Below are 12236 nucleotides of genomic sequence, written 5' to 3' on the forward strand. Positions count from 1 at the left end.
AAGAGGGGCATGTGATAGTTAATCAAATTATAGAAAAAACAATCAGATACCCTCACTTTCTCTTTTCGAGCATCTATTTGAAAAAAGATCCAACATTACACTCTGAAGTAATCCCTAAAGTCGTCGCTGTGGTGTTAGAACAGCGTGCCGATAACGCCACGGATATTGTTTTCCCGCTATGCTGCCCAATTTGTCAAAGCGATGTTGAACGTATTGAGGGGGAGGCTGTTACTCGTTGTACTGGTGGATTATTTTGTGAAGCACAGCGCAAAGAAGCGATTAAGCATTTCGCCTCCCGTAAAGCATTAAATATTGATGGTATGGGCGATAAAATTGTCGAGCAGCTGATTGACAAAGAACTGGTAAAAAGCCCCGCGGACTTATTTGCTTTATCTGCGTCAGCGATAACTATGCTTGATCGTATGGCAATGAAATCAGCCACAAAATTAGTTGCAGCAATTAAAGATGCCAAATCAACTACCTTAGCGCGTTTTTTATATAGCCTAGGTATTCGTGAAGTTGGCGAGGCCACCGCAGCAAACCTAGCGGCACATTTTAAAACTATTGAGGAAATTCGTATTGCTTCAATTGAACAGCTATTAGACGTTGATGATGTTGGCCAAATTGTTGCTCAACATATCAGCCATTTCTTTGCCCAGGAGCATAATTTAGAGGTGGTGAATAAATTGCTCGAAAGCGGTATTAACTGGCCATCTATCGAGCAAACAGATGAAAGTGGTTTAAGTTTAAAAGGTCAAACCTGGGTATTAACAGGTACCTTAACCCAATTGAATCGCAATGATGCTAAGGCACAGCTACAGGCGTTAGGCGCCAAAGTCGCAGGTAGTGTGTCAAAAAATACCGATTGTCTAGTCGCAGGAGAGGCCGCAGGCTCTAAACTCGCTAAAGCACTGGAGTTAGGTGTAAAAGTGATTGATGAAGATAGTTTAATCGCTATTTTACGGGCTTAATATGAGTAATATAGCGAACGACTCTACTCATATCTTTGTTAAAAAGGTCATTGTGTAGCATGGATTTTAGCAACATTACCTGGCTTGATGATAAAGGCCATATAAAGCCGCCTTACTTCTTGTATATAATTTTGGTGTTTTTAGCCCGTGGTTGGTGTGTTTTTATTGCCTCTTTGACCCAGTTTAATGATCAGTCTGGGCTAGTAAGATTATTTTACCCGCACAAACAAGATTTTATTTTGGCTTTATTTGCTGGGTTAGGCGCGGTATTTTTGTACGGACTGATTATTGCTGAGCGTAAAAGGCAATGGCACTGGTTCATACCCTGGTTTAAGCGTGGAAAAACCATACTGTGGTTGTTATTGATGCTTGATGCAGGCATGTTGATACAACGTTTAATACATGCTGATTTTTTATTTAGTTTGACCTATGCGCTGGATGCTTTATTCCTATTTTGGACCAGTATTTACCTGTTCAAGTCTAAGCGTTTACATCATTACTTTAATGATTGGCACATCATTGATGAACAAGACGATGAACAAGATGATAAAAAAGCAACTTAATTTCAACATTTATTCTATAGTGTAAGTACTCGATATCTATTTTGAACCATGGCTCCGACCACAATAACAATTCAGTATGGAAGACATATTCATTGGCTAAACAAGAATCTATCCAAATACCACTTTCTGAGCTTATATTGGGGCTGACGATAAAGCTGCCTTTGCCGTGGACAAAAAACCCTTTTTTTATTAATAAAATTAAGCTTGAGCAACAGGCTCAAATTGAAATTATTAAAGGACTGGATATTGATTTTGTATTCGTCCTGGCTGGCCATGATTTGCTGCCTACTGTTAGCGAAGTTGGGGAAGTTGAAGAAGAAACTGAAGAAGAAATTGTTGAGACTGATTATAAAGCGCTAGCCAAAAAATCGATGCGTATCGGGCAGAAACGATTTATTAAAGCGATTAATGATAGCCATAATATGTTTGGTCAAGTGGTTAGTGATCCTGAAGGCATGTACCGTGAATCAGCCACATTAGTTGAAGAGTTATTAGAACACTTACTCGAAAGTGAAACAGTATATTTATCCCTAGTTGATCACGGTAAAAAAGAGACCAGCCTGACTTCACATGGTGTTTCAATTGCTGTACTTTCAATGGCCATTGCACACTTAAATAATATGGATAAATCAAAATTAAGGGATATTGCTTTAGGCAGTGTGTTACACGATATAGGTAAGCTTAAAGTACCTGATGCTATTCGGCGCAAGCATGGTGAATTAACTCCACACGAAGTTAATTTTATGAAAATGCACCCCAATTTAGGTTATGATCTGGTTAATCGCTGTGGGCTGTTTCCTGAAGCGGTAGTGGATATTATTTTACATCATCACGAATTTATAGATGGGTCAGGTTATCCTGACCATCTTACTGAAAAAAACATTGCCGAAACCACCCAAATTGTGGCTTTAGCCAATGATTATCAAAAGCTGATGCATCAGTACCATTCGCCTCAATTGGCGTTAGGTATATTGTTTAAACAACGGACCGGTCAGCATTCAGCGCATTTAGTGTCACTATTAGTCAAAGTGTTGGGTATTTACCCTCCAGGAACATTAGTTAAATTGTCTGATGATCAAGTCGCAAAAGTGATGATGACTACCCGTGAAGTTAAAAAGCCCCATGTTTGGTCGTGTAATATCAGTGGTGGTCATCCCAGTCTTCGTTTTTTAATTGACGGTGAAGTGGAAATTGTTGAGGTGGTCAAAAAAGACAGTTTGAGTGATGGCGCCATAAAAACCTTGCAAGCAGATAATCTTATCAACTTCTATTTTAATCATTTTTCCTACTAAGGTATTTTATGGCATCTGTTACCATCATTGGTTGTGGTTGGTTTGGTTTTCCATTGGCTCAATCACTCATTAAGCAAGGGCACCATGTTAAATCTAATAAACGCAAACAAGCAGATTTAATCGCCTTATCACAAGCTGGCATCAAAGCATATCAATTAGATCTTAGTACTGAAATCGATGTGGCTTCCGCTACCGAGTTACTTGATAGTGACATGCTTGTGGTTAATATACCGCCGGGTCTTAGACGTGGTGAAACAGACTATATGGCAAATCTTAATTCGCTAAAAACAGTCATTGGGGATAAACAATACCAACGAGTCATTTTTATCAGTACATCAGGTGTTTATCCTAGTGAAGATAAGATTATGACGGAACAAGACGCCACATCACATAGTCCAGTCAGTGACATTTTGTTACAAGCTGAATCACTTTTTTCTTGTATAGGCAATGCTTGTATCGTCAGATTTTCAGGGCTTGTCGGGCCGAAACGATATCCTGGACGCTTTTTGGCTGGCAAAGAAAATGTTAGTGGCGGTAATGTAGCGGTTAATCTGGTTCATCTTGATGATTGTGTCGCGGCAATAAGCCTTATTCTAAGTTCATCTACAGTCGGTGCTGTTTATAATCTTTGTGCGCCAGACCATCCAACAAAGCAAACTTTTTATAGCCAGGCTGCTATCCATGCTGGAACGAGTGCACCGACTTTTAATCAACAAATTTCGCCAAGTAAAGTTATTGATGGCAATCTTATATGCCAACAGCTGGGCTTTATCTATCAGCAACCTCATCTATTAAAAATGCTTGATGCTTGCTAAGCTGCCATAGGGTATAATTTTCGTTTGATCTTATGAATTAGTTAATCAAGGTGAAATCCCCATGGTAGATTTTCCATTATTACCCGGCGATGAATTCGTTGAACTTTATAAAGTGCTAAAAGTACAAGGTTTAGTGAACGGCGGTGGTGAGGCAAAACATGTTATCACTGAAGGTCAAGTTACCGTTAATGGTGATGTTGACACCCGCAAACGTAAAAAGTGTGTCGTTGATGATGTAATTTCATTCAACGGTCAAATGATTAAAATAGTGCCAACAGTTTAAGGAATATCCCATGCAATTCCCTGATGATGATAACGGACAAATGTTGGCTGCAATGGCTGAGTCTGGTATTGATTTAACCCTTGAATTAGAAGTCGATTTTTTCCTTGTTTTTGATGATAAGCGCGATGCTGAATCAGCACTTGAAGTGTTAAGCAAACAAGATGAAGAAGGTGAGTTAGAACTCAACTTTGATGAAGATAGCAGTAAATGGGAAGTCATTGTTTGTACCAATATGGTGCCAGATTATGATGCATTAGTGGCTAAAGAAATCCAATTAAACGACTTTGCTAAAGAGTTTGATGGTGTTTCCGATGGTTGGGGCGTGATGCAGCATCAAGAAGGTGACGGTGATTTTGCCGATGACGATCATGTACATGATGAACATTGTCGTCACTAAGGGTACAGCCATACTCGTTTCTATAAGTATGGGTTAGTCTAGATATGACTAACAACTAGAAACCACCTTTAATAGGTGGTTTTTTTATGTCATATAAAATGACAAGGTTAAATTAATCAATATTAGTGCAATAAGCCTATAAACGATATGAACAGCATTCGATTAAAATGGTGTTTGTTTAATCGCAAATAAGCCTCTTTATTAAGGTTACAGTATTTTCTAGCTTTGATACTTTGTAATTCTGTTTTAAAGCAGGTTTAATACCTCTCTTTGCCTGTCCTGGTTGCGATCCATGTTTGAACTCACTTTACAAATTGGCCTAATTTTATTTGCCGTTGCGCTACTTGCTGGTTTTATTGATTCTATCGCCGGAGGTGGAGGCTTAATTACTATTCCTGCATTGATGTGGGCGGGTTTACCGCCCGCGGCGGCATTGGGTACCAATAAGCTACAAGCTTGTGGTGGTAGCTTTTTTGCGAGTTTATATTTTATTCGCAAAGGCATGGTTGACCTTAAAGCCATTAAACTCTCATTAATATGTGCTTTTTTAGGTGCCGCAGTAGGTACTATTTTAGTTCAAATGATTGATGTTGAGGTGTTACAACTGGTATTGCCATTCTTAATTTTAGCCATTGGCTGTTATTTTCTATTTTCTAAAAAAATTGCAGAAGATGATCGTCACCAAGTCCTCACCCCGACCGTATTTGCCTTTACCGCTGCACTGAGTGTCGGTTTTTACGATGGTTTCTTTGGCCCAGGTACCGGAAGCTTTTTTGCGCTCGCTTTTGTGTCATTAATGGGCTTTGGTTTAGCTAAAGCCACTGCGCATGCGAAAGTACTGAATTTTTCAACCAATATAGCGTCGTTAATATTCTTTGTAATTGGTGGCCATGTCGTTGTGGTGCTTGGGCTTATTATGTTAGTTGGCCAGGCTATAGGCGCCACCTTGGGTTCAAGGTTAGTGATGACCAAAGGCGTGAAAATCATCAAACCCTTGGTGGTGGTCATGTCTTTTGCTATGAGTATAAAACTCTTGTGGTCACAATATATGTAATGTCGAACATCCGCACCCAGTATTTATTTCAGTGGGTCGTATTGAAAACGAATTAGAGTAAAGGTCATTATGCGCATTATTCATACTTCAGATTGGCATTTAGGTCAGCATTTTTTGGAAAAAACCGCGCCGCAGAACATCAAGCTTTTATGGCTTGGTTACTGCTGCAAATTGAGCAACATCAGGTTGATGCCTTAATTATTGCCGGCGATATTTTTGATACCGGCACGCCGCCAAGTTATGCCAGAACCCTTTACAATCAATTTATTGTACAAATGCAGCAATCTGGTTGCCAGTTGATTATTTTAGGTGGCAACCATGATTCAGTGTCCATGCTGGGCGAGTCTAAAGAACTACTTGCTTGCCTAAATACCCTAGTGATCCCTGGCGCATTATCCTCACCTGAAGAGCATGTCTTTGTGATTAACAACCGCCAAGGTCTGCCGGGAGCCATTATGTGTGGTCTTCCTTTTTTGCGTCCCAGAGAGTTAATTCAAAGCCAAGTAGATGAAAGTGCAAAAGACAAGCAATTAAAGCTTGGCAATGCCATCGCCCAATATTATCAAGCAAGCTTTGAACAAGCACAGAACCTACAAGCGCAGCATAAAAATGTTACAAATGAAGATTTACCGATCATCGTCACAGGGCATCTAACGACTGTCGGCGCTAGCACGTCTGAATCAGTGCGGGAGATTTATATTGGCAGTTTAGATGCTTTTAATGCCAACTTATTTCCACCTGCGGACTACATCGCTTTAGGGCATATTCATCGGCCTCAAAAAGTCGCTAAAACTGAGCATATTCGTTATTCAGGCTCGCCATTAGCATTAAGTTTTGATGAGTTATCAAAAGATAACCAGTCTAATAAAAGTGTGTTTGTAGTGCAGTGGCAGGCTGAAGGCCCTATGCAGGTTGAGGCACTTAATATTCCTATGTTCCAACCTATGCAGTTTATTCGTGGCAACCTTGCTCAAATTCAGCAACAAATAGCATTATTTGCTGACAGTAATGACGATAACGTGTCTAGCGCTTCTGATGTTTCTGGCTCATTCAAACAAACTTGGCTAAGTATCGAGGTCACTGAACAAGATTATTTATCTGACTTACAGTCAAGAATTGTCGAAATGACTCAACATAAAGCTGTCGAAGTACTGCAACTTAAACGGGCTCGTGCTAACCGTAAAGCGGCAATGCAAGTTAATCAAAATGAAACCCTGTCAGAATTATCAGTAAAAGAGGTTTTTCAACGCCGACTAATGCAAGAACAGTTTGATGATGAAGCATTTAAACAACGGATAATGACCAAGTTTGACCAATTACAGCAAGAAGTTGAATTGGCGCAACAAGCGGAGAATAAATAATGAAAATACTGTCTCTGCGATTTAAAAATATCAATTCACTTAAAGATGAGTGGAAAATTGATTTTACCGCCAGCCCATTTGCTGAAAACGGTCTGTTTGCCATTATCGGCCCAACGGGATCGGGTAAAACGACTATTTTAGATGCGATTTGTTTAGCGCTTTACCACAGAACACCGCGCTTAGCTGTGATATCAAAGTCAACTAACGAGCTAATGACCCGTGGCACCAGTGAGTGTTTAGCTGAGGTTGAATTTGAAGTAAAAGGGGTCGGTTATCGGGCATTTTGGAGCCAGCGTCGTGCCAGAGATAATGCCGATGGTAACCTACAGGATGCGCAAGTTGAGTTAGCACAAATGGCCGACGGTAAAATTATAGCCAGCCAAATAAAATTAAAATCTGATGCCATGGAAAAAATAACCGGGTTAGATTTCGCGCGTTTCACTAAGTCCATGATGTTATCTCAGGGCGAGTTTGCGGCATTTCTGAATGCCGATGCTAATGTCAGAGCAGAGTTACTTGAAGAATTAACCGGCACGGAAATTTATGGTTTGATATCTGAGCGAGTGCACCAGGAATTTAGCCAATCTAAGCAGCAATTACAGTTACTCGAAAGCCAAATTAACCATGTTCAGGTATTAAGCACCGATCAAGTGTTAGAAAATAAAGCGTTGCAGCAAACGTTAACCCGCGAATTGGAAACATTACATCAACAGATCGAACATAAAAATGTGTTCTTGCAGTGGCACAAGCAACTGACTCAATCCACTCAACACCATTTAGCTTGCCAAAAAGCGTTTGAACAGGCAAAAGTAGCTATTGATGAGCAACAAAGTGCATTGCAAAGGTTAGCGGATAGTGAGCCAGCGCAGCAGCTTAAACCGATATTTGAACAGCAAGCTTATTTAGCCAAAAAGCTGGTTGATTTAACCATGCAAATCGAACGCATTGGTCAGCAGTTACAACAATCAAGCATTAAGGTTGGCCAAAATGAACAGGCTTATATTGCTCAGCAACTCACAGTCGATGCGGCTAAAACCTTACATAAACAATTATTACTATTAATTGATCAGCAAATTATACCCTTAGATCATGATATTAAAGTGTTAAAGCAGCAGGTTGAGCGTGAGCAGCAAACTCTTGCCAAACAACAGCAAGACCACCAAGCTGTTAGTAAACGCCTTATCGATAGCCAAAACGCCATCGCGAATATCAACCAAAACCAGCATCATTTAACTGATTTGGTGAGCCAGTTTCCCTTGGGGCAGGTTATTGGCCAACATATTGCTTCTTGGAAAACTCAGTATCAGCAATGGTTGTCTCTGGCTAAAAACCAACGGGAGTATCGCGCCGAGATTGATGTTCATACGCGCACATCGGCAATGCAGCAACAGCTAATTGATAGGGTACAAAAAAGTATTACTGCCAATAGCGAGCAAGTAGTGCTTTTGAGTAGCGAACAACAAAACCTAAAAGCCAATATAAGCCAATTGTTAGCGGGTAAAACCGAAGGCGACTTACAAAATGAACATCAACAGATACTAGAACAGCAAGGTTTTCGAGAGAAATTGACACAACTTGCACAGGATTACACTCTCGGGCGTCAAGTTTTAGCTGATGGGCAACAGGCTATTCATCTGCGCCAACAGGAAATGGTTGATAAAGATAAGACGCTTACCCAAACAAGGGGGCTGTGGAGCGATAAAAATCTGCAATTAAAAGATGTACAGCAACTACTCAAGCAAGAACAGCGCATTGCTGATTTAACCAGTGAGCGAGCAAAACTGATTGAGGGTGAGCCGTGTGCATTATGTGGTTCAATTGAACATCCTTTAGTGACTGAATACCAAGAACTGGATTTATCGCACACCGAGCGCCGAGAAGCCGTGTTACTCGATGAACTTGAACAATTGAAAAAACAAGGCGAGCAGCAAAAGCAAGCGCTAGCCGAGTTGACTTATATTCAACAAAACCAACAAACCGCTATCCAAGAGTGGCAAGGGAAACAGATGCAATACCAGCATCAAGCAATAGATTGCTGTCAGGCTTTGGGCGTGAGCTTTGATTTGAATGATGTGCAAAGTCAGCAAGCCATTACTGATTATAATGCCCAAATAGATGCATATAAAAAGCAGCTGTCAGATGTATTGTTGCAGCTTAAAGTCCTTAATGAATCAGCCAGCCAATTGGGTGAGCAGATGACTCAATTGGAACAGCGACAAAACGCTGAAAATAGCCAGTTGCAGTTGGCACAACTTGAGCTTAAAACGGCTCAGCTGCAAATCGATAAGCACACCCATCAAATTAACGAAATTGAGTCGAGTTCAAGCGAGATCAAACAGCAATTAACTCATCATATCAGCCAATGTGATTTAACATTACCCGATTGGGCTGACGCCGCTTCATGGTTAGACTCACTTGAGGCCGATATTCAACAATGGCTAGATGCTCGTCAAACGCTGGATAATAATCGTCAGCAATTGGCATTGCTGGAGCAGGAATCACAGCAATATCAGCATCAAGCAATGCAAATCGCCGAACAAATTGAGCTGGCTCAAGTAGTATTAGTTCAAACCCAAGAGGATTTACAGTTAAAGCAGCAGCAAAGAGCTGATTTATTTGCCGATAAGCAAGTCGATGAGGTCAAGCGTCAAAGTGAACATGATCTGATGCTGGAAGAAAGCGGTTTGCAGGAAAAATTCACTCAACTGCAAGATAGTAAAACTCACATTCAAGCCCTAGCCACCCAAAAACAGGGATTAACTCGTCAGCTTGAGTCAGAGAATCAAGACCATCAACAGGTTGCTGAGCGTTGGCACATGGCATTAACAGCCAGTCCATTTGAAAATGCAGCGGCATATCTCCAAGCATTGCTGGCGCCAGATGAACATCAAAGATTAACAGTATTGAAGCGCCAGCTTGATAATCAATTACAAGAGTCGCAGGTGTTATTCACTCAAGCTGCTAAAAATAACAATGAACTACAACAGCAAGGTGTGTTGCATGCTTTTGATGTGTTGCAAATAGATGAGGTCACGTTAGAGCAGCAAATACTGCTTGAACGCCAGCATCTTCAGCAACAAACATTATGGCAGTGCCAGCATGCCTTAAAACAAGATCTAGAGTTAAAAGACCAACAACAAACTTTACTTGAACAGTTGACGCTGGCAAAGCAAGACTATGATGACATTGCCTATTTACATTCATTAATTGGTTCACAAAAGGGCGATAAATTCCGCCGTTTTGCGCAAGGTTTAACGCTCGACCATTTGGTCGCCTTGGCTAATAAACAGTTAGATAGATTGCATGGTCGCTATCAACTTGAGCGCAAAGATAGCGAAGCACTAGAACTGCAGGTACTGGATACATGGCAAGGTGATGCAATTAGAGATACGCGAACTTTATCTGGGGGCGAAAGTTTTCTAGTCAGTTTAGCATTAGCACTGGCCTTGTCCGATTTGGTTAGCCATAAAACCAGCATTGATTCATTATTTCTTGATGAAGGCTTTGGCACGTTAGACAGTCAAACATTAGATACAGCGTTAGATGCGTTAGATAATCTTAATGCATCAGGCAAAATGATCGGTGTGATCAGCCATATAGAAGCCATGAAAGAGCGCATAGCTGTACAAATTAAAGTCAACAAAATGAATGGACTTGGTGTAAGTAAACTACAAAGCCAGTTTGCAATAGCTTGAAACAATTCAGGGCTTGATCTGGCTCAAGCTACTGCAGAGAGTGGAATCTAGCGCAAAAAATATATGAAAACTCATCAATATATATTTGTAATATGACAAATATTTGATATAACAGTGCACACGAAAATTTATTCTTGCTTGAAAATGCATCACTTGATGCAAGCAAGTGACAAATGTTTAAAGCATTAGTCTCGGCTTAACATATTGATAACGCGCGATTAAAGTTTACGATAAAAGTAAAAATATTAATAACGACAAATAATAACTAAAAACTTTTAGGTGGATTAAAGATTGCTAACGAGTAAAATTATGGGCTTCGAAAAGCCATCAGCAAGTTTATCAAACTTGCCAAACTTGCATAAGAAAGTGTTATTGGCGAGTGTTTTTATGGTTGGTGCGGCTTTATTATGGCCAACACAGCAAGAATTTTCATCGCAGCGAATTCCTGTCACATTAGACCTAGATGCACTTATTCCCCATATTAACCAGCCTATTAAAGCCGGTCAGGTTTTTGAAGAACCGACTCCAATACTTGAACATGTGATCACTAATGGTGACACGTTGAGTAAATTGTTTGAAATGGCCGGTATCGACCAAAAAACCATGTATAAAGTTCTAGAGGCTGATTTAGACGTACTGGCTTTAGATACGTTAATGCCAGGTAACCGTATTCAATTTTGGGATGATAACCAAGGTAATTTGGCCAAAATGGAGTTGTACTTTAACCCAGCCCACCAAGTGGTATTCACCCGTTATGATGACGGTACCTATGAAGTCAAAGACATTAATCTTGAAGGGATTTGGCAAAATAGAATTGTCGGTGGCGAAATTAACGGCTCGTTTTATGTGTCAGCCAAAGCCGCTGGTTTAAGTGCTGCTGAAATTGCCAAGGTTGAGAGTTTATTAACAAGTAAATTAAACTTTTCGCGTGAATTACGTGCAGGAGATAGATTTTCAGTATTAATGAATGATCAATTTATTGCGGGTGAAACCACTGGTAATAGTAATTTAGAAGGGATACAAATTCACACCGGTCGCCGTGATATTACCGCATTTCAACATTTAGACGGCAATTATTACGATGAAAAAGGCCAAAGTTTAGCGCCAGCTTTTCAGCGTGTTCCCCTGAGTAAAAACTACCGCATGACTTCGCGCTTCAACCCTAATCGTAAACATCCTATTACTGGTCGAGTACGTCCACATAACGGTACCGACTATGCGACTCCAGTGGGTACACCAGTGCTTGCACCCGGTGACGGTGTAGTAAGCCTAGTGACTAATCATGCGTTTGCAGGCAAATACATAGTAATAGAGCATGATAATAAAGTGCGTACTCGATATTTACACTTATCTGCTTTTAAGGTCAAAAAAGGTCAACGTGTTAAGCGAGGTCAAGTTATTGCTTTGTCGGGTAATACAGGCGCGTCTACTGGACCACATTTACACTATGAATTTCATGTCAAAGGTCGCCCAATTGACTCGATGAAAGCTAATATTGCCGAAGCGAAAGTATTACCAAAGAAAGATTTATCTGAGTTCCAGTCAATCGTTCGCAGTCGAAAGATGATGATGGAATTGGGTTAACTCAGTTAATATCAATGCCCGCTTTACACAAATTAACACTGCAGCCTAATGGCTGCAGTTTTGTTTTGGGCTGTCATTAGTTGCATTCTCGAACTCAACAAAGTCACTGATATCGAGTTAATAACCTAACGGCTAGCGGTTGTTTATGTTGGCGCTAGCCTTTAAAATGTCAGCAAATTATAATTTTATTGCAGTTCACAAGTTAGCTGCGGCCAATGGAA

The 12236-nt window shown here is 40.4% G+C and carries 9 protein-coding genes and 1 pseudogene; all 10 read left to right on the forward strand.

Translation table 11 applies throughout. From position 1 onward, the window contains the following. Positions 1 to 104 precede the first annotated feature (104 nt). A pseudogene (locus ACRWQL_RS17935) lies at positions 105 to 971 on the forward strand (helix-hairpin-helix domain-containing protein); the annotation flags it as partial. 59 nt (positions 972 to 1030) lie between these two features. Further along, positions 1031 to 1534 (forward strand): DUF2919 domain-containing protein, encoded by a 504-nt coding sequence (locus ACRWQL_RS17940; protein ID WP_434938214.1) that lies wholly within the window; start codon positions 1031 to 1033, stop codon positions 1532 to 1534. A gap of 92 nt (positions 1535 to 1626) precedes the next feature. Then, positions 1627 to 2826 (forward strand): HD-GYP domain-containing protein, encoded by a 1200-nt coding sequence (locus ACRWQL_RS17945; RefSeq protein WP_434938212.1) that lies wholly within the window; start codon positions 1627 to 1629, stop codon positions 2824 to 2826. An 8-nt stretch (positions 2827 to 2834) separates the two neighbouring features. Further along, a complete protein-coding gene (locus ACRWQL_RS17950) occupies positions 2835 to 3641 on the forward strand; it encodes an NAD(P)-binding domain-containing protein (RefSeq protein ID WP_434951402.1) in 807 nt (268 codons plus the stop codon). A 61-nt stretch (positions 3642 to 3702) separates the two neighbouring features. Continuing rightward, the gene (locus tag ACRWQL_RS17955; RefSeq protein ID WP_226414945.1) at positions 3703 to 3924 is read left to right on the forward strand and encodes an RNA-binding S4 domain-containing protein; all 222 of its coding nucleotides are present in this window, start codon (positions 3703 to 3705) and stop codon (positions 3922 to 3924) included. A gap of 10 nt (positions 3925 to 3934) precedes the next feature. Next, positions 3935 to 4321: a ribonuclease E inhibitor RraB gene (locus ACRWQL_RS17960; RefSeq protein ID WP_434926487.1), complete on the forward strand. Its 387-nt coding sequence runs from the start codon at positions 3935 to 3937 to the stop codon at positions 4319 to 4321. Positions 4322 to 4613: 292 nt separating this feature from the next. Beyond that, positions 4614 to 5375: a TSUP family transporter gene (locus ACRWQL_RS17965; RefSeq protein WP_434951404.1), complete on the forward strand. Its 762-nt coding sequence runs from the start codon at positions 4614 to 4616 to the stop codon at positions 5373 to 5375. Between the two features lie 149 nt (positions 5376 to 5524). Beyond that, positions 5525 to 6736, forward strand: a complete 1212-nt coding sequence (sbcD, locus tag ACRWQL_RS17970; protein ID WP_434951406.1) for an exonuclease subunit SbcD — start codon at positions 5525 to 5527, stop codon at positions 6734 to 6736. After that, positions 6736 to 10431 carry an AAA family ATPase gene (locus ACRWQL_RS17975; RefSeq protein WP_434951408.1) on the forward strand — a complete coding sequence of 1232 codons (3696 nt, stop codon included), beginning with the start codon at positions 6736 to 6738 and terminating at the stop codon, positions 10429 to 10431. The genes sbcD and ACRWQL_RS17975 overlap by 1 nt, the downstream gene beginning before the upstream one ends. Positions 10432 to 10722: 291 nt before the next feature. Next, on the forward strand, positions 10723 to 12015 hold the full coding sequence (locus tag ACRWQL_RS17980; protein WP_434926483.1) for a peptidoglycan DD-metalloendopeptidase family protein: 1293 nt from the start codon (positions 10723 to 10725) through the stop codon (positions 12013 to 12015). The last annotated feature ends 221 nt before the right edge of the window (positions 12016 to 12236 follow it).

The sequence above is a fragment of the Shewanella sp. HL-SH4 genome (assembly GCF_051164845.1).
GTDB lineage: Bacteria > Pseudomonadota > Gammaproteobacteria > Enterobacterales > Shewanellaceae > Shewanella > Shewanella glacialimarina.